The sequence below is a fragment of the Streptomyces bathyalis genome (genome assembly GCF_015910445.1).
GTDB lineage: Bacteria > Actinomycetota > Actinomycetes > Streptomycetales > Streptomycetaceae > Streptomyces > Streptomyces bathyalis.
The window spans coordinates 2807664-2834641 of record NZ_CP048882.1; the positions used below are offsets into that span (position 1 = coordinate 2807664).

Sequence of the window (26978 nt, forward strand, 5' to 3'; positions counted from 1 at the left end):
AACCGCACTCAGAACTTGAGCCCGGCCTCACGGGCGGCGTCAGCCAGAGCGGCAATCCGCCCTGCGTACTTGTTGCCGCCGCGGTCGAACACGACGGTCTCCACACCCGCGGCCTTCGCACGCTCGGCAACGAGTGCGCCCACCTGCTTGGCCTGCGCGCTCTTGTCGCCGTCACCACCGCGGATCGACGCGTCCAGCGACGACGCCGAGGCCACCGTGTGGCCCGCCAGGTCGTCCACGACCTGGGCGACCATGTGGCGGTTCGAGCGCGTCACCACAAGACGGGGACGGGCGGGGGTGCCCGAGACCTTCTTGCGGATGCGGATGTGACGGCGCTTGGCGGCGGCGCGCTTGTAGGCGTCGCCCTTAGCGATCTTCACGCCGTATGCCATGGCTTACTTACCAGCCTTTCCGACCTTGCGGCGGATGGTCTCGCCCGCGTACTTCACGCCCTTGGCCTTGTACGGGTCCGGGCGGCGGAGCTTGCGGATGTTGGCGGCGACCTCGCCGACCTTCTGCTTGTCGATGCCCTCGACCGAGAACTTGGTCGGCGACTCGACCTTGAACGAGATGCCTTCCGGCGCCTCGACCAGGATCGGGTGGCTGTAGCCCAGCGAGAACTCCAGGTTGGAGCCCTTCGCCTGGACGCGGTAACCCACGCCGCTGATCTCGAGGTCCTTGCTGAATCCGTTGGTCACGCCAGTGATCATGTTCGCCACCAGCGTGCGGGACAGACCGTGCAGGGCCCTGTTCCGGCTCTCGTCGTTGGGACGCGAGACGACCAGCGCGCCGTCCTCGCCCTTCACGATCTCGATGGGCGCGGCAACGGTGTGCGAAAGGGAACCCTTGGGGCCCTTCACGGCGACCGCCTGGCCATCGATGGTGACGTCCACACCGGCGGGAACCTGGATGGGGAGCTTGCCGATACGCGACATTGCTTTACCTCCGTTCCCTTCCGTTACCAGACGTAGGCGAGGACTTCCCCGCCCACGCCCTTCTTCTGTGCCTGCTGGCCGGTGAGCAGCCCGTGGGAGGTGGAGATGATCGCCACTCCCAGGCCACCGAGCACCTTCGGCAGGTTGGTGGACTTCGCGTAGACCCGCAGGCCCGGCTTCGAGATCCGCTTGATGCCGGCGATCGAGCGCTCGCGGTTGGGGCCGAACTTCAGCTCGAGCACGAGGCTCTTGCCGACCTGGGCCTCCTCGGTCTTCCAGCCGGTGATGTAGCCCTCCTGCTGGAGGATCTCCGCGATGTGCGACTTGATCTTGCTGTGCGGCATCGCGACGGAGTCGTGGTACGCCGAGTTCGCGTTACGCAGACGCGTCAGCATGTCCGCGATCGGATCGGTCATTGTCATGTGATGGCCTTCGGCCTCTCTCGCCGGGGTTTCCTGTATGCGCCCTCCTTCTCCCTGTACAGGGACAGGACAGGTGGGGCGCGGGGACCTACGGCGTAGTAAGACGGTCACGGACGGCGGGCGGCCGGCCGCACACCTCGGCGGTGTGCGGTGGACACCCGTCCGGCCTTGATGCTCTTACCGAGAGTCCTGGCTGGCCCGTATTCGCTCGCCCTCCTCGCGAAGGGCGGGCGACGGGTTACCAGGAGCTCTTGGTCACGCCCGGCAGCTCGCCACGGTGCGCCATCTGGCGAAGGCACACGCGGCACAGGCCGAACTTGCGGTAGACGGAGTGCGGCCGGCCGCAGCGCTGGCAACGCGTGTACGCGCGGACAGCGAACTTCGGCTTACGGCTCGCCTTGGAGATCAGAGCCTTCTTAGCCATGGTCAGTTCTCCTTGAACGGGAAGCCGAGGTGACGGAGAAGGGCGCGCCCTTCGTCGTCGGTGGTCGCCGTGGTGACCACGGTGATGTCCATGCCCCGGACCCGGTCGATCTTGTCCTGGTCGATCTCGTGGAACATGACCTGCTCCGTGAGACCGAAGGTGTAGTTGCCCCTCCCGTCGAACTGCTTCTGCGACAGGCCGCGGAAGTCGCGGATGCGCGGCAGTGCGAGGGACAGCAGGCGGTCCAGGAACTCCCACATCCGGTCGCCGCGCAGCGTCACGTGCGCGCCGATCGGCATGCCCTCGCGCAGCTTGAACTGCGCGATGGACTTGCGGGCCTTGGTCACCGCCGGCTTCTGGCCGGTGATCGTGGTGAGGTCCCGGATGGCACCGTCCATCAACTTGGAGTCGCGGGCGGCGTCGCCCACACCCATGTTGACCACGATCTTGGTGAGACCGGGCACCTGCATGACGTTCTCGTACTTGAACTCGTCGTGCAGCTTGCCCTTGATCTCGGAGCGGTAGCGCTGCTTGAGGCGCGGTGCTTCAGTGGTGGCAGTCATCAGATGTCCTCACCGGTCCGCTTGGCAACGCGGATCTTGTTGCCGTCGTCATCGAAGCGGTATCCGACACGGGTGACGACCTTCTTGCCGTCCTTCTCCACCACGAGCTGCACGTTGCTCACGTGGACCGGAGCCTCGGTCGTCACGATGCCGCCCGTCTTCGAACCACGAGCGGTCTGGCCGGCCTTGGTGTGCTTCTTGACCCGGTTGACACCCTCGACCAGGACGCGGTCCTCGCGGGGGTAGGCCACGATGACCTTGCCCTGCTTGCCCTTGTCCTTGCCGGTGATGACCTGGACCAGGTCACCCTTCTTGATCTTCATCGTCACAGCACCTCCGGCGCGAGCGAGATGATCTTCATGAACTTCTTCTCGCGCAGCTCCCGGCCCACGGGGCCGAAGATGCGGGTGCCGCGGGGGTCGCCGTCGTTCTTGAGGATGACCGCGGCGTTCTCGTCGAAGCGGATGTACGAGCCGTCGGGCCGGCGGCGCTCCTTGACGGTGCGCACGATGACGGCCTTGACGATGTCGCCCTTCTTCACGTTCCCGCCCGGGATCGCGTCCTTGACGGTAGCGACGATGACGTCACCGACGCCCGCGTAGCGCCGGCCCGAGCCGCCGAGCACACGGATGGTGAGGATTTCCTTCGCACCCGTGTTGTCGGCGACGCGCAGCCGGGACTCCTGCTGGATCACGTCTATCTCCTGATCGTCTGCCGGTTCCCGGCAGGGTCACACCCGCGCGGGGCGTGCCCTGCCGAGCCTGGCGGAACTGTCCTGGGGGTCCCCAGGCTGATTGCCAAGCCAATTCCGTTCCGGAACTGCTTACTTCGCCTTCTCAAGGACCTCGACGACGCGCCAGCGCTTGGTCGCGGACAGCGGCCGGGTCTCCATGAGGAGTACGCGGTCACCGACCCCGGCGGCGTTCTGCTCGTCGTGTGCCTTGAGCTTGTTGGTACGGCGGATGACCTTGCCGTACAGCGCGTGCTTGACGCGGTCCTCGACGGCGACGACGACGGTCTTGTCCATCTTGTCGCTGACGACCAGACCCTCGCGGGTCTTGCGGAAACCGCGGTCCTGCGTCTTCTCAGTCACATTCGTCTCGCTCATCAGGCGCTCTCCACCGTCTCGATGCCCAGCTCACGCTCACGCATCAGGGTGTAGATCCGGGCGATGTCCTTGCGGACGGCCTTCAGCCGACCGTGGTTCTCCAACTGCCCGGTCGCCGCCTGGAAGCGGAGGTTGAACAGCTCTTCCTTGGACTCGCGAAGCTTTCCGAGAAGCTCCTCGTCGCCCAGCTCACGCAGCTCGGAGGCCTTCGTCCCGGCCGCCATCACGACTCACCTGCCTCGCGCCGAACGATCCGGCACTTCATCGGAAGCTTGTGGGCGGCGCGGGTGAGCGCCTCCTTGGCAATCTTCTCGTTCGGGTAGGACAGCTCGAACATCACGCGCCCCGGCTTGACGTTCGCGACCCACCACTCCGGAGAACCCTTACCGGAACCCATGCGGGTCTCGGCGGGCTTCTTCGTCAGCGGGCGGTCCGGGTAGATGTTGATCCAGACCTTGCCGCCACGCTTGATGTGACGAGTCATGGAGATACGAGCTGCCTCGATCTGCCTGTTCGTCACGTACGCGGCAGTGACGGCCTGGATGCCGTACTCACCGAACGAGACTTCGGTGCCACCCTTGGCCATGCCCGTGCGCTTCGGGTGGTGCTGCTTACGGTGCTTGACCCTGCGCGGGATAAGCATGGCGTCAGCCCTCCTTCCCGGCAGCGCCGGGCTCTGCTGCCGCAGCGGCGGGAGTCACGCTCTCGGCCTTGGGGGCCTCGGCGGAACCGCTCTGCTGCTGCGGCTTGCGGCCGCGGCCTCCGCGCTCGCCACCACGACGGGGGCGGTCGCTGCCACCACCACCGCGCGACGGGCGGTTGCCCGCACGGGCGGCGGCGTTCTCGGCGCGGACCTCGGCGATGTTCTTGACGTCACCCTTGTAGATCCAGACCTTCACGCCGATGCGGCCGAAGGTGGTCCTGGCCTCGAAGAAGCCGTAGTCGACGTTCGCGCGGAGCGTGTGCAGGGGCACGCGGCCCTCGCGGTAGAACTCCGAGCGGGACATCTCGGCGCCGCCGAGGCGGCCACCGCACTGGATCTTGATGCCCTTCGCGCCGGCCTTCATCGTCGTCTGCATGCTCTTGCGCATCGCACGACGGAAGGAGACGCGGGAGGACAGCTGCTCGGCGACGGCCTGGGCCACCAGCTGCGCATCCGTCTCGGGGTTCTTGACCTCGAGGATGTTGAACTGGATCTGCTTGCCGGTCAGCTTCTCCAGGTTGCCCCGGAGCCTGTCGGCCTCGGCGCCGCGGCGGCCGATGACGATGCCGGGACGTGCGGTGTGCACGTCGACACGTACGCGGTCACGGGTGCGCTCGATCTCCACCTTGGAGATGCCGGCCCGCTCCATGCCCTGCGTGAGCATCTTGCGGATCGCGACGTCTTCCTTGATGTAGTCCTTGTAGAGCTTGTCGGCGTACCAACGCGACTTGAAGTCGGTGGTGATGCCGAGGCGGAACCCGTGCGGGTTTACCTTCTGGCCCATTACCGGGTTCCTTCCTTGCTGCTCACGACCACAGTGATGTGGCTCGTCCGCTTGCGGATCCGGTAGGCGCGGCCCTGGGCGCGCGGACGGAAACGCTTCAGGGTCGGGCCCTCGTCGACGTACGCCTCGGAGATGAAGAGGCTGTCGGCGTCGGTGTGGTCGTAGTTGTGTGCGGCATTGGCGATGGCGCTGTCCAGCACCTTGCCCACCGGCACGCTCGCGGCCTGCGGTGCGAAGCGCAGGACCGCCTGAGCCTCCGTGGCAGGCAAGCCACGGACAAGGTCCACCACCCGGCGGGCCTTCATGGGCGTTACGCGCACATAGCGCGCGGAGGCCCTGGCTTCCATGGTTGTCCCTTCGGTGTCAGTCATAGGTCTTCACACCCCGCCATCAGCGACGACGCGACTTGCGGTCGTCCTTGACGTGGCCGCGGAAGGTGCGGGTCGGCGCGAACTCGCCGAGCTTGTGGCCGACCATCGACTCGGTGACGAACACCGGGACGTGCTTGCGGCCGTCGTGCACCGCGATCGTGTGGCCGAGCATGGCCGGGACGATCATCGAGCGGCGGGACCAGGTCTTGATGACGTTCTTGGAGCCTGCCTCGTTCTGTGCGTCCACCTTCTTGGTCAGGTGGTCGTCGACGAAGGGCCCCTTCTTGAGACTGCGCGGCATCTAACCCGCCTCCTAGCGCTTCTTGTTCGTCTTGCGGCGGCGGACGATGTACTTGTTGCTGGCCTTCTTCGGCGAGCGCGTACGGCCCTCCTTCTGGCCCCACGGCGAAACCGGGTGGCGGCCACCGGAGGTACGGCCCTCACCACCACCGTGCGGGTGGTCGATCGGGTTCATGACCACACCGCGGACGGTCGGGCGGACGCCCTTCCAGCGCATACGGCCGGCCTTGCCCCAGTTGATGTTCGACTGCTCGGCGTTGCCGACCTCGCCGACGGTGGCGCGGCAGCGGACGTCGACCAGGCGGATCTCGCCGGACGGCATGCGCAGGTGGGCCATGCGGCCCTCCTTCGCCAGCAGCTGCACGGACGCACCGGCGGACCGGGCGAACTTCGCGCCGCCGCCGGGCCGCAGCTCGATGGCGTGGATCGTCGTACCGACCGGGATGTTGCGCAGCGCCAGGTTGTTGCCCGGCTTGATGTCGGCCCCAGGACCGTTCTCCACGCGGCTGCCCTGCGACAGGCCCGCCGGCGCGAGGATGTAGCGCTTCTCGCCGTCGGCGTAGTGCAGCAGCGCGATGCGCGCGGTGCGGTTCGGGTCGTACTCGATGTGCGCGACCTTGGCCGGCACGCCGTCCTTGTCGTGACGACGGAAGTCGATCACTCGGTAGGCGCGCTTGTGGCCACCGCCCTGGTGGCGAGCGGTCACACGACCGGCGTTGTTACGGCCGCCCTTGCTGTGCAGGGGGCGGACCAGTGACTTCTCCGGCGTGGACCGCGTGATCTCGACGAAGTCGGCGACACTGGCGCCACGACGGCCCGGAGTCGTCGGCTTGTACTTGCGGATACCCATTTCTCAGTCCTCGTCCGATATCGGACGGTCCTGTCTCCGTCAGGAGACCGGGCCGCCGAAGATGTCGATGCGGTCGCCCTCGACCAGGGTCACGATGGCGCGCTTGGTGTCGGCGCGCTTCCCGTAACCGGTGCGGGTGCGCTTGCGCTTGCCCTGCCGGTTGAGCGTGTTGACCCCGCTGACCTTGACCGAGAAGACCGCCTCGACGGCCTGCTTGATCTGGGTCTTGTTGGCGCGCGGGTCGACGATGAAGGTGTACTTGTTCTCGTCCAGCAGCGCGTAGCTCTTCTCCGAGACCACGGGCTTGATCAAGATGTCACGGGGGTCCGTGAACGTCTTGCTGGTGGCGGCTGTTGCCTCACTCATCAGGCCTTGCTCCCTTCGGCCTCGGTCGCGTCGGCCTTCTTCGGGCCGGCCACGAAGGTCTCGAAGGCGGCCTTGGTGAAGACCACGTCGTCGGAGACCAGCACGTCGTACGTGTTCAGCTGACCCGGCTCCAGGATGTGCACCTGGGGCAGGTTGCGAGCCGACAGCCAGGCGTGCTCGTCGCTGCGCTCGGCGACCAGCAGCACGTGCTTGCGCTCGCTGACCTTGCCCAGCAGCGTCTTCGCGGCCTTCGTCGAGATCTCGTTCTCGACGACGCCGGAGACGACATGCACACGGCCGTGGCGGGCGCGGTCCGAGAGGGCACCGCGCAGGGCGGCGGCCTTCATCTTCTTCGGCGTCCGCTGCGAGTAGTCACGCGGCACGGGACCGTGCACGACGCCACCGCCCGCGAACTGCGGAGCGCGGGTCGAGCCCTGACGGGCGCGGCCGGTGCCCTTCTGGCGGTACGGCTTCTTGCCGCCGCCGCGGACCTCGCCGCGCGTCTTGGTCTTGTGCGTGCCCTGGCGGGCAGCGGCCAGCTGGGCGACGACGACCTGGTGGATCAGCGGAACGCTGACCCGCGCGTCGAAGATCTCCGAGGGGAGCTCGACGGTGCCGTCCTTCTTGCCTGCCGGCGAAAGGATGTCAACGGTAGTCATGGTTTAACCTCAGGCCCCCTTGGCCGCGGTGCGGACCAGGACGAGGCCGCCGTTCGGACCCGGGACCGCGCCCTTGATGAGCAGCAGGCCCTTCTCCGCGTCAACGGCATGGACGGTCAGGTTCTGGGTGGTGACCCGCTCATTGCCCATGCGGCCGGGCATGCGCGTGCCCTTGAAGACACGGCCGGGCGTGGCGCAGCCGCCGATGGCACCGGGCTTGCGGTGGATGCGGTGCGCACCGTGCGAGGCCTTGCCGCCGCGGAAACCGTGGCGCTTCATGCCGCCGGCGAAGCCCTTGCCCTTGGACTTGCCCGTCACGTCCACCTTGCCGCCGGCCTCGAAGGTGTCGGCGTTGATCTCCTGGCCGGGCGAGTACTCACCGGCGTCGGAGGTACGCAGCTCGACGAGGTGACGGCGGGGAGTGACGTCCGCCTTGGCGAAGTGGCCCTTGAGGGGCTTGTTCACCTTGCGCGGGTCGATCTCGCCGAAGGCGATCTGAACGGCTTCGTAGCCGTCCTTGTCTGCTGTGCGGACCTGGGTCACGACATTGGGCCCGGCCTTGACGACGGTCACGGGAACGACGCGGTTCTTGTCGTCCCAGACCTGGGTCATGCCGAGCTTCTCGCCCAGGACACCCTTGATCTGCTTAGCCATCTTCCCGCACCCCTCAGAGCTTGATCTCGATGTCGACGCCGGCCGGAAGGTCCAGGCGCATCAGCGAGTCAACGGTCTTGGGCGTCGGGTCGAGGATGTCGATCAGTCGCTTGTGGGTGCGCATCTCGAAGTGCTCGCGCGCGTCCTTGTACTTGTGCGGCGACTTGATGACGCAGTACACGTTCTTCTCTGTGGGCAGCGGCACCGGGCCCGCGACCGACGCTCCAGTACGGGTCACCGTCTCGACGATCTTCTTCGCCGAGTTGTCGATGACCTCGTGGTCGTAGGCCTTGAGCCGGATGCGGATCTTCTGTCCCGCCATGGCTACTTCGTAGTCCTGTCTCTCGTAAACGCTCTGGAACCCATGGGTGCCGTCCTCCTCGACTTCCGACCCACGCGGTCGGGCGTGTCGCATCCCTTCCCGCAATGAACCGCGGAGGTTTCTCTCAAGAGAAAGGATTGGGGGTACGGACCCACCGGGCGCCTGGCTGGAAGCCCCTCCTGCACTTCCCGGAAGATTCCCGTACTTCCGCTCCTGATAAGGGGCGACGAATACTCTGGGACTCGCTTCCGGTCCTCCCGGCGGGAGGCGCACAGCATCGGCACTCAACCGAGCAACCTGGACAGTGTGCCACATGGCGTTTGGCGCACGCCAATCGGGATGATTGCCTGCCGCTGCGGGCTCGGAGCGCTCACCTGCCCGGCAGGCTGCCCGCCGGGGGACGTCCTCAATCGTGCGCTGAATTCAGCACTTCGAGTGCCCGGTCGATGTGCTCGCACGTGTTGAAGAGGTGTGGCGAGAGCCTGATGTTGCCCTCGCGCACTGCGACGTGCACGTTCGCGGCCGTCAACGCGGCGGCAGCGATCTCCACCGAGCCGCGGCTCCTGGCGAGGACCACGAGGTTGGAGCGCTCCTCCGGCGTCTGCGGGCCGACAACCTCGTAGAGGTCCCGGTCCACGCCGTCCAGCAGTTGCTGCACCAGTCGCTGCCCGTGGGCGTGGATGCCGTGCACGCCGAAGCCGCCGAGCAGTTCGACGGAGCTCGTCCAGGCGGCGGTGTCGAGGAAGTCGGCCGGGCAGAAGACGTCCAGGGCACGGACGCCCAGGTCCTCGATCGTGTACGTACGCATGTGTTCCAGCCCGCGGCCGCGCTGCTGGGCGAGCCAGTAGACCCTGCGGGGGTCGAGCAGCTCGGTCAGGGCGGGATCGAGCCAGGCGAAGCCGGTGCCGTACGGGCCGCACATCCACTTGTAGCCGCACGAGGCGAGCGCGTCGACGGGAGTGCCGGCGACGTCGACGGGCCTGGCACCGACCGCCTGCGAACCGTTCACCACGAGCAGCGCTCCCGCCGCGTGGCAGATCTCACCCAGCGCACGCAGATCGGCAGCGGCACCGGTGAAGGAGTCGACCCAGGTGACCGCCATGACGCGGGTCCGAGCCGTGAGGGCCTGCCGCACCCGCTCGGGATCGAGCCTCCCGTCCGGGCCGCGTCGCACGAACCGGACGCTCACTCCGCGCTGCCGCTGCGCCAGCCAGGGCAGCACGGTGGCCGGATAGTCCCCCTCGACGCAGAGCACCTCGTCGCCGTCCCGCCACGGGAGCCCGTACGCGACGAGGTTCATCCCGTGGGACGTGCTGTCGCCCAGAACGATCTCGTCGGGGCGGCCTCCGACGAACTCCGCGAGCAGCGCCCGCAGTCTCTCGGGGCGCTCGGTGAACGCTGCGTCCGGGATGAGATGCGGGGTCGCCTTCTCCCGAGCCGCCTCGACTGCCGCGTGCACGGCGGCTTCCGGCATCGGGCCCTGGTGTGCGGTGTTCAGCCAGACATGACCCGCCTGGTCGCTGAAGTACCGGGCGTAGTCCGGCTGTTGAGCGGCCACGCCGGACTCGTCGGGCGCCACGGCCGTGCTCGGGTCGTCCGCCACCAGCCCCTCCTCAACCGCCGGCCGCGACGGAGACGACGCAGTCGTCGCCCCGGCACACGGCGTGCTCGCAGAGCCGGCAGATCCGGCGGGCCGACGTCCGGTCTCCGGGAAGGTGCGGGAGGACGGCCCGAAGAGCGCGCTCCAGGCTTCCGGTCTCCTCCGGCGAGAGCCGTCCGACGACGCCCTCCAGTGCCTCCCGTCGCGCCCGGAGCATCCGGCGGCCCGCGTCCTCGCCTGCCTCGGTCAGCCGGAGTCCGCGCGTACGGCCGTCCGGGCCCGGCCCGCGCAGCAGCAGCCCCGAGTCGACGAGGCGTCCCACGACCCGCACGCAGCCCGAGTGCGTCATGGCGAGAGTCGCGGCCAGGTCCGACACGGACTGGCCGGGCCGCGCCCGCACGGTGAGCACCGCGGCGACGCCCGCGGGGTCGAGCCCGGACTCCTCCCGGAGCGAGTGGTCCAGCAGGTCTCCGAGGCCGACGGCCAGGGCGCCGAGCCAGTTCGCCGTCAGTTCCTTCGTCGGTGCCATCGAGGAAGTGTGACACAGACACATGTCTCCCGCATACGTATGTGCACGGCCGGGATCGGGGCCAGGAGCGGGGCCGACGGGTAGCCGTACGCTGCGGTGCCCCGGCGTCGTCTAGACGGGCTCGGCCGTCCGGAACGTGCGCCTGTACGCGAGCGGCGAGACGCCGATGGCCGCCTGAAGATGCTGCCGGAGCGAGGCCGCCGTCGCGAAACCCACCCGGGAGGCCACTTGGTCCACGGACAGTTCACTGCTCTCCAGCAGATGGCGCGCCCTGGCCACGCGCTGCTGGATGACCCATCGGCCGGGGCTCATTCCCACCTCCTCGCGGAATCTGCGGGCGAAGGTGCGACCGCTCATCCTCGCGTGCCCCGCCAAGTCGCTCATCGTCAGCGGCAGATGGAGCCGCTCCAGTGCCCACTGCCTGGTCGCCGACGTGCCCGCATCAGGGGCGTCCGGAACGGGATGCTCGATGTACTGCGCCTGGCCTCCGTCCCTCCAGGGCGGGACCACACAGCAGCGGGCCACGCGGTTCGCCAGTTCGGCGCCGTGGTCCTTGCGTACGACGTGCAGGCACACGTCCATGCCGGAGGCGGCACCGGCCGACGTCAGCACATCTCCGTCGTCGACGAACAGCACATCCGCGTCCAGCTCCACGGCCGGGAAGAGACGGCGGAAGTCATCGGCCAGCGCCCAGTGCGTGGCTGCCGGACGGCCGTCGAGCCGGCCCGCGGCGGCCAGCACGAAGGCTCCCGTGCAGATGGACACGGTGCGAGCACCGGGCGGGATGAGATCGAGCGCTCGGGCGACCGGCTCCGACAGCGGCGCGGTGGCCTGCGACATGTCGAAGGGAGGGATCACCACCGTGTCAGCCGTCCGGAGCACTTCCGGGCCGTGGCCGACGACGATGCCGAAGTCGGAGTCACTGCGCACCGGGCGCCCGTCGACGCTGCAGGTGATCACCTCGTAGTGACCACCCGCGGAGCCGAACACCCGGTTGGGGATGCCGAGTTCGAAGGGATAGACGCCGTCGAGGGCCAGTACCACGACACGATGCATGGCATGATCCTATCGAATGCTGGCATTCCTGCCATTGCCGGTGGCAGTCGAAGACGACAGCCTTGAGGCATGAGACAAACCGATACATCCGGCACCATGCGTGCGATCAGCCAGGACGAGCTGGGTGAACCCGGGGTGCTGAAGGAAGTCGAGCTGGAGCGGCCTCAGCCGGGCCCGGGCCAGGTCCTCGTCAGAGTCCGCGCCGCCGGGCTCAACCCGACGGACTGGAAGCACCGGCGGCTGCGCCTCTTCCTGGGCGATCCCCCGTACGTCCTGGGCTGGGACGTCTCCGGCGTGGTGGAGGCCACCGGGCTCGGCGTCACCTTGCACGAACCCGGCGACGAGGTCTTCGGGATGCTGCCGTATCCACACGGGGCGGGCTCCCACGCCGAGTACGTCACCACGCCTGCGCGGGCCCTCGTCCGCAAACCTGCCGGACTGTCACACGTGCAGGCCGGTGCCCTGCCCCTCGCGGCACTGACAGCCTGGCAGGCACTGGTCGACACTGCCGGGCTCCGCCCCGGCCAGCGCGTTCTGATCCATGCCGCGGCCGGCGGCGTCGGCCACCTGGCAGTGCAGATCGCCAAGGCCAGGGGCGCGCACGTGACCGGAACAGCCAGCTCGGGCAAGCACGAGATGCTCCGCGAGCTCGGCGCGGACGAGCTGATCGACTACCGGGAGGCGGACTTCGCGGAGGCGGCCCGGGACATGGACGTCGTCCTCGACACCATCGGCAGCGACGACTACCGCAGCCGCTCCCTGCGGACCCTCCGCCCGGGCGGCACCCTCGTCTCGATCATCCTGCGGGAACGAGAGGCACTGGCCGAGGAGGCGAAGAAGCTCGGCGTCCACGGCAAGGTCATGCTCGTCGAGGCCGACCAGGCCGGCATGGGCGCCGTGGCAGCACTGGCCGAGGAGGGCAGGCTGAAGGCAGTCATCGCAGGAACGTTCCCGCTGGCGGACGCCGCCAAGGCCCACGAGCTGGGCGAGACCGGCCGCACCACCGGAAAGCTGGTGCTGGAAGTCGGCTGAGCCGGAGATCACCGCCCCGCGACTTCCATCCGCGCCGTGCTGTCCGCGTCCGCGCCGGGGTCACCCGGCCGCGGACGCGGCAACGGCGTGCGGGCCCCGGACGGTCTCGCCACCCGGCACCGGCTCCCCCGCGTCCGCGCCCGTACCGACGATGCGGTTGTCCGCGTCCACATGGACGACGGCGGGCCGCAGCCGCCGGGCCTCGGCGTCGTCGACCTGCGCATAGCTGATCAGGATGACCAGATCGCCGGGATGGACCAGGTGGGCAGCGGCTCCGTTGATGCCGATGACGCCCGAGCCACGCTCGCCCTCGATGACGTACGTCTCCAGACGCGAGCCATTGGTGATGTCGACGATGTGGACCAGCTCGCCGGACAGCAGATCGGCGGCTTCCATCAGTTCGGCGTCGACCGTGACGGATCCCACGTAGTGCAGATCGGCCTCGGTCACGGTGGCACGGTGGATCTTGGACTTGAACATGGTGCGCAGCATGCGTCGCTCCTGGGGAAGAAGGTCGCGCCCTCGCGAAGAGGTGCGCGCCGACCCGGCCATCGTAGGCGACAGCGGCAAGGGAACCGCAGGACGGGCACAGGCACCGCCGTCCACACGGAGCGGCCCACGTCGTGAGCGCCGTGGCTCACGACGTGGGCCGTCGTACGCGTGGGGCTGATCAACCCTGCTTGACGGCCGAGACCTCGAACTCGAGCGTCACCTTGTCGCTCACGAGGAATCCGCCCGTCTCCAGCGCGGCGTTCCAACTCACGCCGAAGTCCTGGCGGTTGATCGTCGTGCTGCCTTCGAGACCGATCCGGCTGTTGCCGAACGGGTCGGTGGCCTGGCCCTCGTACGTGAACGGGACGGTCACCGAGCGGGTCACGCCCTTGATGGTGAGGTCGCCGGTGACCTCGAACGTGTCCTCCCCGCTCTGCCGGACCCCCGTGGACCGGAAGGTGATCTCCGGGTACTCGTCCATCTTCAGGAAGTCGTTGCTCCGCAGATGGGAGTCGCGGTCCGCGTTGCGGGTGTCGATGCTCTCGGCCTTGATGACCAGCTCCACCGACGACTGCTCGGGCTTCTCGCCGTCGATACGGGCGGTGCCGGTGAAGTCGTTGAAGGCACCCCGGACCTTGGTCACCATCGCGTGACGTGCGACGAAGCCGATGCGGGTGTGGGTCGGGTCGAGGACGTACTCCCCGGTCAGCGTGGCGTGGTCATTGGCAGTGGTCATTGCGTTCCTCCAAGGGTCACGATGCTTACGCCAGCACCAACCTTGTTGAAGGATTAACTATTCCTGCCGGGGCTGTGCCGTCACTTCCCGGTCCCGGACCTCCCCGCACAGCACGGAGGGCCCGCACGACCGGAGTCGTACGGGCCCTCCCCCGGCTTCAGCAGCCGGTTAACGCTCAAGGCGTCGAGGTCACTTGACGATCTTCGTGACCTGGCCGGCGCCCACGGTACGGCCACCCTCACGGATGGCGAACTTCAGGCCCTCTTCCATGGCGACGGGCTGGATGAGCGAAACGCTCATCTCGGTGTTGTCGCCCGGCATGACCATCTCGGTGCCCTCGGGGAGGGTCACGACACCGGTCACGTCGGTGGTGCGGAAGTAGAACTGCGGGCGGTAGTTGTTGAAGAACGGGGTGTGCCGGCCACCCTCGTCCTTCGACAGGATGTAGGCCTGACCCTCGAACTCCGTGTGCGGGGTGACCGAGCCCGGCTTGATGATGACCTGGCCGCGCTCGACGTCCTCGCGCTTGATGCCGCGGAGGAGCAGACCGACGTTCTCACCGGCCTGGCCCTCATCGAGGAGCTTGCGGAACATCTCGATGCCGGTGACGGTCGTCGAGGTCTTGGTCTCCTTGATGCCGATGATGTCGACATTCTCGTTGACCTTGAGCACACCACGCTCGATACGGCCGGTGACGACCGTGCCGCGGCCGGTGATCGTGAAGACGTCCTCGATCGGCATCAGGAACGGCTTCTCGACGTCACGCTCCGGCTGCGGGATCGCACCGTCGACGGCGTCCATGAGCTTGGCGACCGAGTCGGCCCACTCCGCGTCGCCCTCGAGGGCCTTGAGCGCGGAGACCTTGACGACCGGTACGTCGTCACCCGGGAACTCGTACTCCGAGAGAAGCTCACGGACCTCGAGCTCGACGAGCTCCATGATCTCCTCGTCGTCCACCATGTCCGCCTTGTTGAGGGCGACCACGATGTACGGAACGCCGACCTGGCGGGCCAGGAGCACGTGCTCCTTGGTCTGCGGCATCGGGCCGTCGGTGGCTGCGACCACGAGGATGGCGCCGTCCATCTGCGCGGCACCGGTGATCATGTTCTTGATGTAGTCCGCGTGCCCCGGGCAGTCCACGTGAGCGTAGTGACGGTTCTCCGTCTGGTACTCGACGTGCGCAATGGAGATCGTGATTCCGCGCTGGCGCTCTTCGGGCGCCTTGTCGATGTTCTCGAACGCGGAAGCCTCATTCAGGTCCGGGTACTTGTCGTGCAGCACCTTGGTGATCGCCGCGGTAAGAGTCGTCTTACCGTGGTCGATGTGACCGATGGTGCCGATATTGACGTGCGGCTTAGTCCGCTCGAACTTCGCCTTCGCCACTGGGGTCCTCCTGTGGACTGGTGCTGTACACCCTCCACATTCTGCGGAGGGGTTCAGATGGTCGTTATGAACCGGTCAGGACCCCGAGGGGGATGCCCTTGACCAGTTCGCTTGGGGGGCTGGCGGACGAGGACCCCGGCACAGCCGACGGACGAGCCGTACGGTCTGTGCCGAAGTGCCCCGAATGCCTTTGCTCCAGCCTAAGGGGTGAGGAACGGTGAGTTACTCGCCCTTGGCCTTCGCGATGATCTCCTCGGCGACGCTCCGCGGAACCTCGGCGTAGGAGTCGAACTGCATGGAGTAGTTCGCGCGGCCGGAGGTCTTGCTGCGCAAGTCCCCGACGTAGCCGAACATCTCCGACAGCGGGACCAGGCCGGTGATGAGCTTGGCGCCACTCCTGTCGTCCATGGACTGAACCTGGCCACGACGGGAGTTGATGTCGCCGATCACATCGCCCATGTACTCCTCGGGCGTGGTGACTTCGACCTTCATCATCGGCTCCAGCAGTGCCGGGCTCGCCTTCCGCGCGGCCTCCTTGAACGCCATGGAACCGGCGATCTTGAAGGCCATCTCCGAGGAGTCGACGTCGTGGAAGGCACCGTCGAGCAGCGTCACGCGGACACCGGTCAGCGGGTAACCCGCCAGCACACCGAACTCCATGGCCTCCTGGCAGCCGGCGTCCACGGACGGGATGTACTCCCGCGGGATGCGGCCACCGGTGACCTGGTTGACGAACTCGTAGCCGTCACCCTCGAGCGGCTCGACGGCGATCTGCACCTTCGCGAACTGACCGGAACCACCGGTCTGCTTCTTGTGGGTGTAGTCCACCTTGTCGACCGTCTTGCGGAGCGACTCGCGGTACGCAACCTGCGGCTTACCGACGTTGGCCTCGACCTTGAACTCGCGCTTCATGCGGTCGACCAGCACATCAAGGTGCAGCTCGCCCATGCCCGCGATGATCGTCTGGCCGGTCTCCTCGTCGGTCTTGACCTGGAAGGACGGGTCCTCCTCGGCCAGCCGCTGGATCGCGACGCCCAACTTCTCCTGGTCGCCCTTGGACTTGGGCTCGATCGCGACCTCGATCACGGGAGCCGGGAACTCCATCGACTCCAGGATCACCGGGTTGCTCGCGTCGCAGAGGGTCTCACCGGTGGTGGTCTGCTTGAGACCCATGACGGCGACGATGTCGCCGGCACCCACCGACTCGATCTCCTCACGCTTGTTCGCGTGCATCCGGTAGATCTTGCCGATGCGCTCCTTCTTGCCCTTCACCGAGTTCATCACCTGCGAGCCGGTTTCCAGCTTGCCGGAGTAGACCCGGATGAAGGTGAGCTTGCCCAGGTGCGGGTCACTCGCGATCTTGAACGCGAGCGCCGACATGGGCTCCTGCTCCGACGGCTTCCGCGTCAGGACCTCTTCGGGGTCCTTGACGGAGTGACCCTCGATCGCCTCGACGTCCAGGGGGGACGGGAGGTAGCGGGCGATGGCGTCGAGCAGGGGCTGAACGCCCTTGTTCTTGAACGCCGTTCCGCAGAAGACGGGGGTCACGGTCGTGGTGCCCTCGGCGCCGGTGGAGGCGAGGGTGATGCGGCGGATCGCCGCGTAGAGCTGATCCTCGGTGGGCTCCTGGCCCTCGAGGTACAGCTCCATCATCTCCTCGTCGTTCTCCGCGACGGCCTCGAGCAGATTGCCGCGCCACTCGTCGGCGGCCTCGGCGTGCGTGGCCGGGATGTCGACGGTGTCGTACATCTCGCCCATCTTCGCCTCGGGCGACCAGACCAGCGCCTTCATGCTGACGAGGTCGACGACGCCCTTGAAGTCCGCCTCGGTCCCGATCGGGATCTGCATGACCAGCGGCACCGCGCCGAGGCGGTCCACGATCATGTCGACGCAGCGGTGGAACTCCGCGCCGGTGCGGTCGAGCTTGTTGACGAAGCAGATGCGCGGCACGCCGTAGCGGTCCGCCTGACGCCAGACGGTCTCGGACTGCGGCTCGACGCCGGCCACACCGTCGAACACCGTCACGGCACCGTCGAGCACACGCAGCGCACGCTCCACCTCGACGGTGAAGTCGACGTGGCCGGGAGTGTCGATGATGTTGATGGTGTAGTCGACGTCGTTGAGCGGCCAATGAGTGGTGGTCGCGGCAGACGTGATCGTGATGCCGCGCTCCTGCTCCTGGGCCATCCAGTCCATCGTGGCAGCGCCGTCGTGGACCTCACCGATCTTGTAGCTGCGACCGGTGTAGAACAGGATCCGCTCGGTGGTCGTCGTCTTGCCCGCGTCGATATGGGCCATGATCCCGATGTTCCGGACCTTGGCCAGGTCAAGTGAAGTGGTAGCCATAAGGCTTCAGTCTTCTCTCGGTCTCGATGGGGTCTGCGACTACCAGCGGTAGTGCGCGAAGGCCTTGTTGGACTCGGCCATCTTGTGGGTGTCCTCGCGCTTCTTCACGGCGGCGCCGAGCCCGTTGGAGGCATCGAGCAGCTCGTTCAGCAGACGCTCGGTCATGGTCTTCTCGCGGCGGGCGCGGGAGTAACCCACGATCCAGCGCAGCGCGAGAGTGGAGGAACGGCCGGGGCGGACCTCGACCGGAACCTGGTAGGTGGCGCCACCGACGCGCCGCGAGCGGACCTCGAGGGTCGGCTTGACGTTCTCCAGCGCGCGCTTGAGGGTGATGACCGGGTCGTTGCCGGTCTTCTCCCGCAGGCCCTCCATGGCGCCGTAGACGATGCGCTCCGCGGTGGAGCGCTTGCCGTTCAGCAGCACCTTGTTGATGAGGGAGGTCACCAGAGGAGAACCGTAGACCGGGTCGATGATGACCGGGCGCTTCGGGGCGGGGCCCTTACGAGGCATGCTTACTTCTCCTTCTTGGCGCCGTAGCGGCTGCGAGCCTGCTTGCGGTTCTTGACGCCCTGCGTGTCGAGGGAGCCGCGGATGATCTTGTAGCGAACACCCGGCAGGTCCTTCACACGGCCGCCGCGCACGAGCACGATGGAGTGCTCCTGCAGGTTGTGGCCCTCACCCGGAATGTAGGCCGTGACCTCGATCCCGCTGGTCAGACGCACACGCGCGACCTTACGCAGGGCCGAGTTCGGCTTCTTCGGGGTGGTGGTGAAGACACGCGTGCAGACGCCGCGACGCTGAGGGGAACCCTCGAGTGCGGGCGTCTTGTTCTTCTCGACCTTGTCCTGCCGGCCTTTACGGACCAGCTGCTGGATCGTAGGCACAATTTCTCCGGTTTCTGTGTGCCGTCTCGGTAAAGCTAACCTGGGCCACTCTCCCGACCCACGAGGTCGGGCGTGTCGAAGACTGCAGAGTCCCGCGCGAAGGCGAAGGGCCCCTCAGGTGAGAAGCATGCAGATCCGGTGCCACCGTCCGCACTTCCCGAGCGTCTGATCGCTTACGAGAGCGCAGGGGGCACCCCAGGCACAAGGTCAGAGCGTACCTACCGCGTCGTCCCCGGTCAAAACAAGCCTCCACGCGGCACACGGGCCTCCGCGGCCCCAGGTCGGCGGCCCGTCAGGACACCGTGAAAGGAAGGCCGCTCAGCCCGACGCCGTTGCGACGAGCGCCGTCAGACCGCTGAGCACAAGGAAGATCCAACTGAGAATCAGTCCCGCCGTCGCCGAGCCCTCGCCACGCTCTCCCGTGCGGCGGATCTCGTTGCGCGCCTTGTGCCCGAGGATCACTCCCGGAGCCGCTCCGATCCAGAACAGGTACGGGGCATGGAGCCCCCACAGCAGCGGTGCGGTGATGAGGGAGAGGACAGGGGCCGCGATGCCGCAGACGAGCGCCGCAGCCGCCGTGCCGTTGTGCCGGCGGGGCACCGAGTACGGCGCGATGTGCTGCGGCTGGAAGGGCACCAACTGGCCCTGTGCGAAGGAGCGTTGAAAGGTCGGAGGGACGGCGCTCGGCCCGTTGGGCACGTCGCTCGTCAGCTGCTGAAGCTCCTCCACCGTACGGGCCGCGAGAGCGCGCCCCACTCGGTAGTCGTACTCGTCCTTGGTCAGCCGGCCCTCCGCGTAGGCGGCCTTGAGCACGTCCCCCGCCCGGTCCCGGTCGGCATTCCCCGCGAGCATCCGCACCACCCCCTTTGACACATCATGCACAGAGGGCGACCGTCCCGGTAGGGACGGCCGCCCTCTGTAGCAGAGCTATGACCTCGGGTCAGGCGTTGTACGGACCGTAGTCGTAGTCCTCGAGCGGGACCGCCTGGCCGGAGCCGGTGCCGAACGGCGAGTAGTCGATGTCGTCGTAGCCGACGGCCGAGTACATCGCGGCCTTGGCCTCCTCGGTGGGCTCCACCCGGATGTTGCGGTAGCGGGACAGGCCCGTACCGGCCGGGATGAGCTTACCGATGATGACGTTCTCCTTGAGGCCGATCAGGGAGTCGGACTTGGCGTTGATCGCCGCGTCCGTGAGGACCCTGGTCGTCTCCTGGAAGGACGCCGCCGACAGCCACGACTCGGTCGCCAGCGAAGCCTTGGTGATACCCATCAGCTGCGGACGGCCGGAGGCCGGGTGACCGCCTTCCGCCACGACGCGACGGTTCTCACCTTCGAACTTCGTACGCTCCACGAGCTCGCCCGGCAGCAGCTCCGCGTCACCGGACTCGATGATCGTCACGCGGCGCAGCATCTGCCGGATGATGATCTCGATGTGCTTGTCGTGGATCGACACACCCTGCGAGTTGTAGACCTTCTGGACCTCGCCGACCAGGTGCACCTGGACCGCACGCTGGCCGAGGATGCGCAGCACGTCGTGCGGGTTGGTGGCACCGACCGTCAGCGCCTGGCCGACGGTGACGTGGTCGCCCTCGCCCACCAGCAGCCTGGCGCGCTTGCTGACGGCGTACGAGGTCTCGTCCGAGCCGTCGTCCGGGGTGACGACGACCTTCTTGGTCTTCTCCGTCTCCTCGATACGGACCCGGCCGGCCGACTCGGAGATCGGCGCGACGCCCTTGGGCGTACGGGCCTCGAACAGCTCGACCACACGCGGCAGACCCTGCGTGATGTCGTCACCGGCCACACCACCGGTGTGGAAGGTACGCATCGTCAGCTGGGTGCCGGGCTCACCGATCGACTGGGCCGCGATGATGCCGACGGCCTCGCCGATGTCGACCAGCTTGCCGGTGGCCAGCGAACGCCCGTAGCACATGGCGCAGGTGCCGACCGCCGACTCACAGGTCAGGACGGAGCGGGTCTTGACCGTCTCCACGCCGTACCGCACCAGCTCGTCGATGAGCACGTCGCCCAGGTCGGTGCCGGCCGGTGCCAGCACCTTGCCGTCGACGACGATGTCCTCGGCGAGGCAGCGCGCGTACACGCTGGTCTCGACGTCCGCCGCCTTGCGCAGCACGTCGTCCGCACCCTTGGCCGCGATCTCCAGCTTGAGGCCGCGGTCGGTGCCGCAGTCCTCCTCGCGGATGATCACGTCCTGCGAGACGTCGACGAGACGACGCGTCAGGTAGCCGGAGTCGGCGGTACGCAGAGCGGTGTCCGCGAGACCCTTACGGGCACCGTGCGTGGAGATGAAGTACTCCAGCACGGAGAGACCCTCACGGAACGACGCCTTGATCGGCCGCGGGATGGTCTCGTTCTTCGCGTTGGACACCAGACCGCGCATACCGGCGATCTGACGCATCTGCATCATGTTCCCTCGGGCGCCCGAGTCCACCATCATGAAGATCGGGTTCGTCTTCGGGAAGTTGTCGCTCATCGCCTCGGAGACCTCGTTGGTCGCCTTGGTCCAGATCGCGATGAGCTCCTGCGTGCGCTCGTCCTTGGTGATCAGGCCGCGCTCGTACTGCTTCTGGACCTTCTCGTCCTGAGCCTCGTAACCGGCGATGATCTCCGGCTTGGCGTCCGGGACGACGACGTCCGAGATGGCGATGGTGACGCCGGAACGGGTCGCCCAGAAGTAACCAGCCGACTTCAGGTTGTCCAGCGCCGCCGCCACGGTGACCTTCGGGTAGCGCTCGGCCAGGTCGTTGACGATCTGGGAGAGCTCCTTCTTGCCGACCGAGTACTCGACGTACGGGTACTCCTCGGGCAGCAGCTCGTTGAAGAGCGCGCGGCCCAGCGTCGTACGCAGCCGGAAGCCGTCGCCGGGCTGCCACTCGGGCTCACCCTGCTCGGGCAGCGGCGGCGTCCACTCCGCAGGCGGTACGGAACCGATCGGGAAGCGGATGTCGATCTCCGCCTGGAGCGAGAGCTCCCCGGCGTCGAAGGCCATGATCGCTTCGGCGGTCGAGTTGAACGACCTGCCGTCGCCGATGGTTTCGCGCTGCTCCTCGGTCGTGGTGAGGAAGAACAGCCCGAGCACCATGTCCTGCGTCGGCATGGTCACCGGCCGGCCGTCGGCCGGCTTGAGGATGTTGTTCGAGGACAGCATCAGGATGCGGGCCTCGGCCTGCGCCTCCGCGGACAGCGGCAGGTGCACGGCCATCTGGTCACCGTCGAAGTCCGCGTTGAACGCGGTGCACACGAGCGGGTGGATCTGAATGGCCTTGCCCTCGACCAGCTGCGGCTCGAAGGCCTGGATGCCGAGGCGGTGCAGCGTCGGCGCACGGTTCAGCAGAACCGGGTGCTCGGCGATGACCTCTTCCAGCACGTCGTAGACGACCGTGCGGCCGCGCTCGACCATGCGCTTCGCCGACTTGATGTTCTGCGCGTGGTTCAGGTCCACCAGGCGCTTCATCACGAACGGCTTGAAGAGCTCCAGCGCCATCGCCTTCGGCAGACCGCACTGGTGCAGCTTGAGCTGCGGGCCGACGACGATCACGGAACGGGCCGAGTAGTCGACGCGCTTGCCGAGCAGGTTCTGGCGGAACCGGCCCTGCTTGCCCTTGAGCATGTCGGACAGCGACTTCAGCGGACGGTTGCCGGGACCCGTGACGGGGCGGCCGCGGCGGCCGTTGTCGAAGAGCGCGTCGACGGCCTCCTGCAGCATCCGCTTCTCGTTGTTCACGATGATCTCGGGCGCACCGAGGTCCAGAAGCCGCTTGAGGCGGTTGTTGCGGTTGATGACGCGGCGGTAGAGGTCGTTCAGGTCGGAGGTCGCGAAGCGGCCACCGTCCAGCTGCACCATCGGACGCAGGTCCGGCGGGATCACCGGCACGCAGTCCAGCACCATGCCCTTGGGGCTGTTGCTGGTCTGCAGGAACGCGGAGACGACCTTGAGGCGCTTGAGCGCACGGGTCTTCTTCTGTCCCTTGCCGGTACGGATGATCTCGCGGAGCCGCTCCGCCTCCTCGTCCAGGTCGAACGTCTCCAGGCGCTTCTGCAGGGCAGCAGCACCCATGGAGCCGTCGAAGTAGGTCCCGAAGCGGTCGCGCAGCTCGCGGTAGAGCAGCTCGTCGCCCTCCAGGTCCTGGACCTTGAGGTTCTTGAAGCGGGACCACACCTCGTCGAGGCGGTCGATCTCACGCTGCGCGCGGTCGCGGAGCTGCTTCATCTCGCGCTCCGCGCCCTCGCGCACCTTGCGCCGGACGTCCGCCTTGGCACCCTCGGCCTCGAGTTCGGCCAGGTCGGACTCCTGCTTCTTGGCGCGTGCCTCCAGGTCGGCGTCGCGGCGCTGCTCGATCTGCTGGCGCTCGACACCGACGTGCGCCTCCAGGGACGGCAGGTCGCGCGTGCGGCGCTCCTCGTCGACGTACGTGATCATGTACGCCGCGAAGTAGATGACCTTCTCCAGGTCCTTCGGAGCGAGGTCCAGCAGGTAGCCAAGGCGCGACGGAACGCCCTTGAAGTACCAGATGTGGGTGACGGGTGCGGCCAGTTCGATGTGGCCCATCCGCTCACGGCGCACCTTGGCGCGGGTCACCTCGACACCGCAGCGCTCACAGATGATGCCCTTGAAGCGGACGCGCTTGTACTTGCCGCAGTAGCACTCCCAGTCCCGCGTCGGACCGAAGATCTTCTCGCAGAAGAGTCCGTCCTTCTCGGGCTTGAGGGTGCGGTAGTTGATGGTCTCGGGCTTCTTGACCTCACCGTGCGACCACTGACGGATGTCGTCAGCGGTGGCGAGGCCGATCCGCAGTTCGTCGAAGAAGTTGACGTCGAGCACTCTCGTCAATCCCTCTCAGGGTTGTGTCGATGAATGGTCTGAGCGGGGTTTGGAGGGGTCACCTCCAGGCCCCCAGGGCCGAAGGGGGAGGCCGGAACGCCTGGCGAACGCGTCCCGGCCGGACCCGTCAGACCTCTTCGACGCTGCTCGGCTCGCGCCGGGACAGGTCGATACCGAGCTCTTCCGCCGCGCGGAAGACGTCCTCGTCCGTGTCACGCATCTCGATGGACATGCCGTCCGAGGACAGCACCTCCACGTTGAGGCAGAGCGACTGCATCTCCTTGATGAGCACCTTGAACGACTCAGGGATGCCCGGCTCAGGGATGTTCTCGCCCTTGACGATGGCTTCGTAGACCTTCACGCGGCCGGTGACATCGTCGGACTTGATGGTGAGGAGCTCCTGCAGCGCGTACGCGGCGCCGTACGCCTCCAGGGCCCACACCTCCATCTCACCGAAGCGCTGGCCACCGAACTGTGCCTTACCGCCCAGCGGCTGCTGGGTGATCATGCTGTACGGACCGGTCGAACGGGCGTGCAGCTTGTCGTCGACCAGGTGGTGCAGCTTGAGGATGTACATGTAGCCGATCGAGATCGGGTCCGGGAACGGCTCACCGGAGCGGCCGTCGAACAGGTGGGCCTTGCCGGAGGGCAGAACCATCCGGTCGCCGTCCCTGTTGGGGACCGTGGCCTGGAAGAGGCCGGTGATCTCGTCCTCGCGCGCACCGTCGAAGACCGGGGTGGCCACGTTGGTGCCCGAGGCGACCTCGTCGGCGCCGATCTGCTTCAGGCGCCGTGCCCACTCCTCGTCGATGCCGGCAACGTTCCAGCCCTGGCTGGCGAGCCAGCCCAGGTGGATCTCCAGCACCTGTCCCGGGTTCATCCGGGACGGGACGCCGAGCGGGTTGAGGATGACGTCGACAGGCGTGCCGTCCTCGAGGAACGGCATGTCCTCGACCGGGAGGATCTTGGAGATGACGCCCTTGTTGCCGTGACGGCCGGCGAGCTTGTCACCGTCGGTGATCTTCCGCTTCTGCGCCACGTACACGCGCACCAGCTGGTTCACACCCGGGGGCAGCTCGTCCCCTTCCTCGCGGTCGAAGACGCGTACGCCGATGACCTTGCCGGTCTCGCCGTGCGGCACCTTCAGCGAGGTGTCACGGACCTCACGGGCCTTCTCACCGAAGATCGCGCGCAGCAGCCGCTCCTCCGGCGTCAGCTCCGTCTCACCCTTCGGGGTCACCTTGCCGACGAGGATGTCGCCCGCCTCGACCTCGGCGCCGATGCGGATGATGCCGCGCTCGTCGAGGTCGGCGAGGACCTCCTCGGAGACGTTCGGGATGTCCCGGGTGATCTCCTCGGGGCCGAGCTTGGTGTCACGAGCGTCGACCTCGTGCTCCTCGATGTGGATCGAGGAGAGGACGTCGTCCTGCACCAGACGCTGGCTGAGGATGATCGCGTCCTCGTAGTTGTAGCCCTCCCAGGGCATGAAGGCGACCAGCAGGTTCTTGCCGAGCGCCATCTCACCCTCGTCGGTGGACGGGCCGTCGGCGAGGACCTGGCCGTCGATCACGCGGGAGCCCTCGTCCACGAGCACCTTCTGGTTGAAGGAGGTGCCCTGGTTGGAGCGGGTGAACTTCGCGACGCGGTACGTGGTGTAGGTGCCGTCGTCGTTGGCCACCGTGACGTAGTCGGCCGAGACCTCCTGGACGACACCGTCCTTCTCGGCCTTGATGACGTCGCCGGCGTCGACCGCGCAGCGGTACTCCATACCGGTGCCGACCAGCGGCGACTCGGCCTTGATGAGCGGCACGGCCTGCCGCATCATGTTCGACCCCATGAGCGCGCGGTTGGCGTCGTCGTGCTCGAGGAAGGGGATCATGGCCGTCGCGACCGACACCATCTGGCGCGGCGAGACGTCCATGTAGTCCACGTCGTCACCCGGGATCAGGTCGACCTCGCCGCCACGGCGGCGGATGAGCACCCGGTCCTCGGCGAAGCGCATCTCTTCGGTGAGCGGCGCGTTCGCCTGGGCGATGACGAAGCGGTCCTCTTCATCGGCCGTCAGGTAGTGCACCTCATCGCCGACGACACCGTCGACCACCTTGCGGTACGGCGTCTCGACGAAGCCGAAGGCGTTCACCCGCCCGTACGAGGCGAGCGAACCGATCAGACCGATGTTCGGGCCTTCCGGCGTCTCGATCGGGCACATGCGGCCGTAGTGCGAGGGGTGCACGTCACGGACCTCGAAGCCCGCGCGCTCACGGCTCAGACCACCCGGGCCCAGCGCCGAGAGACGGCGCTTGTGGGTGAGACCCGAGATCGGGTTCGTCTGGTCCATGAACTGCGACAGCTGGCTGGTGCCGAAGAACTCCTTGATGGAGGCGACGACCGGCCGGATGTTGATCAGCGTCTGCGGCGTGATCGCCTCGACGTCCTGCGTCGTCATCCGCTCACGGACGACACGCTCCATACGGGCGAGACCCGTGCGGACCTGGTTCTGGATCAGCTCGCCGACGTTGCGCAGACGGCGGTTGCCGAAGTGGTCGATGTCGTCGGTCTCGATGACGATCTGGTCGCCCTCGGCCGACGTCGACTCGGTCTCCCCGGCGTGCAGCTTGACCAGGTACTTGATCGTGGCGATGACGTCGGCCGACGTGAGCACGCCCGAGTCGAGCGGCTCGTCGCCGCCCAGCTTCTTGTTGATCTTGTACCGGCCGACCTTGGCCAGGTCGTACCGCTTCGGGTTGAAGTAGAGGTTCTCGAGCAGCGTCTGCGCGGCCTCACGCGTCGGAGGCTCGCCCGGACGCAGCTTGCGGTAGATGTCGAGCAGCGCGTCGTCCTGACCCTGGGTGTGGTCCTTCTCCAGGGTGGCGCGCATCGACTCGTACTGGCCGAACTCCTCGAGGATCTGCTCGTTCGTCCAGCCGAGCGCCTTGAGGAGGACGGTCACCGACTGCTTGCGCTTGCGGTCGATGCGCACACCGACCATGTCGCGCTTGTCGACCTCCATCTCCAGCCAGGCACCCCGGGACGGGATGATCTTGGCGGAGTAGATGTCCTTGTCGGAGGTCTTGTCGATGGAGCTGTCGAAGTAGACACCGGGCGAGCGGACGAGCTGCGAGACGACGACACGCTCGGTGCCGTTGATCACGAAGGTGCCCTTGTCCGTCATGAGCGGGAAGTCGCCCATGAAGACCGTCTGGGACTTGATCTCGCCGGTCTCATTGTTGGTGAATTCAGCGGTGACGAAGAGCGGAGCCGCGTACGTGAAATCGCGCTCCTTGCATTCGTCGATCGAGTTCTTGGGGGGCTCGAAACGGTGATCGCGGAAGGTCAGCGACATCGACCCGGAGAAGTCCTCGATCGGGGAGATCTCCTCGAAGATCTCTTCCAGACCGGACTTCGTCGGGACGTCGTTTCCGCTCTCCAGCGCCGCCTCGACCCGGGACTTCCAGGCCTCGTTGCCGAGCAGCCAGTCGAAACTCTCGGTCTGGAGGGCAAGGAGGTTGGGAACCTCGAGGGGTTCCTTGATCTTCGCGAAAGAGATACGCAGCGGGGCGGTGCTGGCGCCGTTGTTCGAATTGGCGGTCGAGGCAGTGCGCGAGGCGGCCAAGAGGGG

31 protein-coding genes are annotated in these 26978 nt (G+C 67.2%); 1 reads left to right on the forward strand and 30 read right to left on the reverse strand.

All coding sequences use genetic code 11. From position 1 onward, the window contains the following. Positions 1-8: 8 nt before the first annotated feature. From rplR to G4Z16_RS12150, 21 genes are all read right to left on the reverse strand, one after another. On the reverse strand, positions 9-392 hold the full coding sequence (rplR, locus tag G4Z16_RS12050) for a 50S ribosomal protein L18 (protein ID WP_197350805.1): 384 nt from the start codon (positions 390-392) through the stop codon (positions 9-11). Between the two features lie 3 nt (positions 393-395). Next, complete coding sequence (gene rplF / locus G4Z16_RS12055; protein WP_070008928.1) at positions 396-935, reverse strand: 50S ribosomal protein L6; 540 nt, start codon at positions 933-935, stop codon at positions 396-398. A gap of 23 nt (positions 936-958) precedes the next feature. Next, positions 959-1357: a 30S ribosomal protein S8 gene (gene rpsH, locus G4Z16_RS12060; protein WP_197350806.1), complete on the reverse strand. Its 399-nt coding sequence runs from the start codon at positions 1355-1357 to the stop codon at positions 959-961. Between the two features lie 238 nt (positions 1358-1595). After that, a complete protein-coding gene (locus G4Z16_RS12065) occupies positions 1596-1781 on the reverse strand; it encodes a type Z 30S ribosomal protein S14 (protein WP_028433259.1) in 186 nt (61 codons plus the stop codon). A gap of 2 nt (positions 1782-1783) precedes the next feature. Continuing rightward, positions 1784-2344: a 50S ribosomal protein L5 gene (gene rplE, locus G4Z16_RS12070; RefSeq protein WP_197350807.1), complete on the reverse strand. Its 561-nt coding sequence runs from the start codon at positions 2342-2344 to the stop codon at positions 1784-1786. Next, positions 2344-2667, reverse strand: a complete 324-nt coding sequence (gene rplX / locus G4Z16_RS12075; RefSeq protein ID WP_028433869.1) for a 50S ribosomal protein L24 — start codon at positions 2665-2667, stop codon at positions 2344-2346. The genes rplE and rplX overlap by 1 nt, the downstream gene beginning before the upstream one ends. 2 nt (positions 2668-2669) lie before the next feature. After that, a complete protein-coding gene (gene rplN, locus G4Z16_RS12080; protein WP_027738919.1) occupies positions 2670-3038 on the reverse strand; it encodes a 50S ribosomal protein L14 in 369 nt (122 codons plus the stop codon). Positions 3039-3167: 129 nt separating this feature from the next. Further along, positions 3168-3452 carry a 30S ribosomal protein S17 gene (gene rpsQ / locus G4Z16_RS12085; RefSeq protein WP_197350808.1) on the reverse strand — a complete coding sequence of 95 codons (285 nt, stop codon included), beginning with the start codon at positions 3450-3452 and terminating at the stop codon, positions 3168-3170. Beyond that, positions 3452-3676 carry a 50S ribosomal protein L29 gene (rpmC, locus tag G4Z16_RS12090; RefSeq protein WP_028433254.1) on the reverse strand — a complete coding sequence of 75 codons (225 nt, stop codon included), beginning with the start codon at positions 3674-3676 and terminating at the stop codon, positions 3452-3454. Before rpmC ends, rpsQ begins: the two co-directional genes overlap by 1 nt. Beyond that, positions 3676-4095, reverse strand: a complete 420-nt coding sequence (gene rplP, locus G4Z16_RS12095; RefSeq protein ID WP_028433867.1) for a 50S ribosomal protein L16 — start codon at positions 4093-4095, stop codon at positions 3676-3678. Before rplP ends, rpmC begins: the two co-directional genes overlap by 1 nt. 4 nt (positions 4096-4099) lie before the next feature. After that, entirely contained in the window at positions 4100-4939 is an 840-nt protein-coding gene (gene rpsC / locus G4Z16_RS12100; RefSeq protein WP_028433866.1) for a 30S ribosomal protein S3, read from the reverse strand. Beyond that, complete coding sequence (rplV, locus tag G4Z16_RS12105; protein WP_055485902.1) at positions 4939-5286, reverse strand: 50S ribosomal protein L22; 348 nt, start codon at positions 5284-5286, stop codon at positions 4939-4941. The genes rpsC and rplV overlap by 1 nt, the downstream gene beginning before the upstream one ends. A gap of 43 nt (positions 5287-5329) precedes the next feature. Then, positions 5330-5611 (reverse strand): 30S ribosomal protein S19, encoded by a 282-nt coding sequence (gene rpsS / locus G4Z16_RS12110; protein WP_028433864.1) that lies wholly within the window; start codon positions 5609-5611, stop codon positions 5330-5332. Between the two features lie 12 nt (positions 5612-5623). Beyond that, positions 5624-6460, reverse strand: coding sequence for a 50S ribosomal protein L2 (rplB, locus tag G4Z16_RS12115; RefSeq protein WP_055485904.1), 837 nt, complete (start codon positions 6458-6460; stop codon positions 5624-5626). A gap of 39 nt (positions 6461-6499) precedes the next feature. Continuing rightward, complete coding sequence (rplW, locus tag G4Z16_RS12120) at positions 6500-6826, reverse strand: 50S ribosomal protein L23 (protein ID WP_197350809.1); 327 nt, start codon at positions 6824-6826, stop codon at positions 6500-6502. Further along, a complete protein-coding gene (gene rplD, locus G4Z16_RS12125; protein ID WP_197350810.1) occupies positions 6826-7485 on the reverse strand; it encodes a 50S ribosomal protein L4 in 660 nt (219 codons plus the stop codon). Before rplD ends, rplW begins: the two co-directional genes overlap by 1 nt. A gap of 9 nt (positions 7486-7494) precedes the next feature. Next, entirely contained in the window at positions 7495-8139 is a 645-nt protein-coding gene (gene rplC, locus G4Z16_RS12130) for a 50S ribosomal protein L3 (protein WP_070008915.1), read from the reverse strand. Between the two features lie 13 nt (positions 8140-8152). Further along, positions 8153-8461 (reverse strand): 30S ribosomal protein S10, encoded by a 309-nt coding sequence (rpsJ, locus tag G4Z16_RS12135; protein WP_016909683.1) that lies wholly within the window; start codon positions 8459-8461, stop codon positions 8153-8155. Between the two features lie 406 nt (positions 8462-8867). Continuing rightward, positions 8868-10064 carry an aminotransferase class V-fold PLP-dependent enzyme gene (locus G4Z16_RS12140; protein WP_197350811.1) on the reverse strand — a complete coding sequence of 399 codons (1197 nt, stop codon included), beginning with the start codon at positions 10062-10064 and terminating at the stop codon, positions 8868-8870. A 10-nt stretch (positions 10065-10074) separates the two neighbouring features. Next, the gene (locus tag G4Z16_RS12145; RefSeq protein WP_197350812.1) at positions 10075-10590 is read right to left on the reverse strand and encodes a MarR family winged helix-turn-helix transcriptional regulator; all 516 of its coding nucleotides are present in this window, start codon (positions 10588-10590) and stop codon (positions 10075-10077) included. A gap of 111 nt (positions 10591-10701) precedes the next feature. After that, positions 10702-11646 carry a GlxA family transcriptional regulator gene (locus G4Z16_RS12150; protein WP_197350813.1) on the reverse strand — a complete coding sequence of 315 codons (945 nt, stop codon included), beginning with the start codon at positions 11644-11646 and terminating at the stop codon, positions 10702-10704. Between the two features lie 69 nt (positions 11647-11715). Here G4Z16_RS12150 and G4Z16_RS12155 point away from each other — a divergent pair, with 69 nt between their 5' ends. Further along, positions 11716-12678, forward strand: coding sequence for an NADP-dependent oxidoreductase (locus G4Z16_RS12155; RefSeq protein WP_246530811.1), 963 nt, complete (start codon positions 11716-11718; stop codon positions 12676-12678). A 60-nt stretch (positions 12679-12738) separates the two neighbouring features. Here G4Z16_RS12155 and panD read toward each other — a convergent pair whose 3' ends face one another. The 9 genes from panD to rpoB all read right to left on the reverse strand — a co-directional run bounded on the left by panD (position 12739) and on the right by rpoB (position 26972). Continuing rightward, entirely contained in the window at positions 12739-13170 is a 432-nt protein-coding gene (panD, locus tag G4Z16_RS12160) for an aspartate 1-decarboxylase (protein WP_197350814.1), read from the reverse strand. Positions 13171-13348: 178 nt separating this feature from the next. After that, positions 13349-13906 (reverse strand): YceI family protein, encoded by a 558-nt coding sequence (locus G4Z16_RS12165; RefSeq protein ID WP_197350815.1) that lies wholly within the window; start codon positions 13904-13906, stop codon positions 13349-13351. 189 nt (positions 13907-14095) lie between these two features. Next, the gene (tuf, locus tag G4Z16_RS12170; RefSeq protein ID WP_028433855.1) at positions 14096-15289 is read right to left on the reverse strand and encodes an elongation factor Tu; all 1194 of its coding nucleotides are present in this window, start codon (positions 15287-15289) and stop codon (positions 14096-14098) included. Positions 15290-15511: 222 nt separating this feature from the next. After that, complete coding sequence (fusA, locus tag G4Z16_RS12175; RefSeq protein ID WP_197350816.1) at positions 15512-17635, reverse strand: elongation factor G; 2124 nt, start codon at positions 17633-17635, stop codon at positions 15512-15514. A 39-nt stretch (positions 17636-17674) separates the two neighbouring features. Continuing rightward, the gene (gene rpsG, locus G4Z16_RS12180; protein ID WP_028433241.1) at positions 17675-18145 is read right to left on the reverse strand and encodes a 30S ribosomal protein S7; all 471 of its coding nucleotides are present in this window, start codon (positions 18143-18145) and stop codon (positions 17675-17677) included. Between the two features lie 2 nt (positions 18146-18147). Then, on the reverse strand, positions 18148-18519 hold the full coding sequence (gene rpsL, locus G4Z16_RS12185) for a 30S ribosomal protein S12 (RefSeq protein ID WP_003948652.1): 372 nt from the start codon (positions 18517-18519) through the stop codon (positions 18148-18150). 318 nt (positions 18520-18837) lie between these two features. Further along, positions 18838-19401 carry a DUF1707 and DUF4190 domain-containing protein gene (locus tag G4Z16_RS12190; protein WP_246530812.1) on the reverse strand — a complete coding sequence of 188 codons (564 nt, stop codon included), beginning with the start codon at positions 19399-19401 and terminating at the stop codon, positions 18838-18840. A gap of 58 nt (positions 19402-19459) precedes the next feature. Next, complete coding sequence (locus G4Z16_RS12195) at positions 19460-23359, reverse strand: DNA-directed RNA polymerase subunit beta' (RefSeq protein ID WP_197354422.1); 3900 nt, start codon at positions 23357-23359, stop codon at positions 19460-19462. Positions 23360-23486: 127 nt separating this feature from the next. After that, positions 23487-26972 carry a DNA-directed RNA polymerase subunit beta gene (gene rpoB, locus G4Z16_RS12200; protein WP_197350817.1) on the reverse strand — a complete coding sequence of 1162 codons (3486 nt, stop codon included), beginning with the start codon at positions 26970-26972 and terminating at the stop codon, positions 23487-23489. Between the last annotated feature and the right edge of the window lie 6 nt (positions 26973-26978).

Coding starts and splice junctions, on each gene's coding strand:
- G4Z16_RS12165 (WP_197350815.1), bottom strand. CDS start 13,906: ATGACCACTGCCAATGACCACGCCACGCTGACCGGGGAGTACGTCCTC.
- G4Z16_RS12145 (WP_197350812.1), bottom strand. CDS start 10,590: ATGGCACCGACGAAGGAACTGACGGCGAACTGGCTCGGCGCCCTGGCC.
- fusA (WP_197350816.1), bottom strand. CDS start 17,635: ATGGCTACCACTTCACTTGACCTGGCCAAGGTCCGGAACATCGGGATC.
- rplX (WP_028433869.1), bottom strand. CDS start 2,667: ATGAAGATCAAGAAGGGTGACCTGGTCCAGGTCATCACCGGCAAGGAC.
- panD (WP_197350814.1), bottom strand. CDS start 13,170: ATGCTGCGCACCATGTTCAAGTCCAAGATCCACCGTGCCACCGTGACC.
- G4Z16_RS12150 (WP_197350813.1), bottom strand. CDS start 11,646: ATGCATCGTGTCGTGGTACTGGCCCTCGACGGCGTCTATCCCTTCGAA.
- rpmC (WP_028433254.1), bottom strand. CDS start 3,676: ATGGCGGCCGGGACGAAGGCCTCCGAGCTGCGTGAGCTGGGCGACGAG.
- G4Z16_RS12065 (WP_028433259.1), bottom strand. CDS start 1,781: ATGGCTAAGAAGGCTCTGATCTCCAAGGCGAGCCGTAAGCCGAAGTTC.
- rplP (WP_028433867.1), bottom strand. CDS start 4,095: ATGCTTATCCCGCGCAGGGTCAAGCACCGTAAGCAGCACCACCCGAAG.
- rplF (WP_070008928.1), bottom strand. CDS start 935: ATGTCGCGTATCGGCAAGCTCCCCATCCAGGTTCCCGCCGGTGTGGAC.
- rpsS (WP_028433864.1), bottom strand. CDS start 5,611: ATGCCGCGCAGTCTCAAGAAGGGGCCCTTCGTCGACGACCACCTGACC.
- rplR (WP_197350805.1), bottom strand. CDS start 392: ATGGCATACGGCGTGAAGATCGCTAAGGGCGACGCCTACAAGCGCGCC.
- rplE (WP_197350807.1), bottom strand. CDS start 2,344: ATGACTGCCACCACTGAAGCACCGCGCCTCAAGCAGCGCTACCGCTCC.
- rpsG (WP_028433241.1), bottom strand. CDS start 18,145: ATGCCTCGTAAGGGCCCCGCCCCGAAGCGCCCGGTCATCATCGACCCG.
- rplB (WP_055485904.1), bottom strand. CDS start 6,460: ATGGGTATCCGCAAGTACAAGCCGACGACTCCGGGCCGTCGTGGCGCC.
- rplC (WP_070008915.1), bottom strand. CDS start 8,139: ATGGCTAAGCAGATCAAGGGTGTCCTGGGCGAGAAGCTCGGCATGACC.
- rplW (WP_197350809.1), bottom strand. CDS start 6,826: ATGAGTGAGGCAACAGCCGCCACCAGCAAGACGTTCACGGACCCCCGT.
- G4Z16_RS12155 (WP_246530811.1), top strand. CDS start 11,716: ATGAGACAAACCGATACATCCGGCACCATGCGTGCGATCAGCCAGGAC.
- rpsH (WP_197350806.1), bottom strand. CDS start 1,357: ATGACAATGACCGATCCGATCGCGGACATGCTGACGCGTCTGCGTAAC.
- rplV (WP_055485902.1), bottom strand. CDS start 5,286: ATGGAAGCCAGGGCCTCCGCGCGCTATGTGCGCGTAACGCCCATGAAG.
- rpsJ (WP_016909683.1), bottom strand. CDS start 8,461: ATGGCGGGACAGAAGATCCGCATCCGGCTCAAGGCCTACGACCACGAG.
- rpsC (WP_028433866.1), bottom strand. CDS start 4,939: ATGGGCCAGAAGGTAAACCCGCACGGGTTCCGCCTCGGCATCACCACC.
- rplD (WP_197350810.1), bottom strand. CDS start 7,485: ATGACTACCGTTGACATCCTTTCGCCGGCAGGCAAGAAGGACGGCACC.
- rpsQ (WP_197350808.1), bottom strand. CDS start 3,452: ATGAGCGAGACGAATGTGACTGAGAAGACGCAGGACCGCGGTTTCCGC.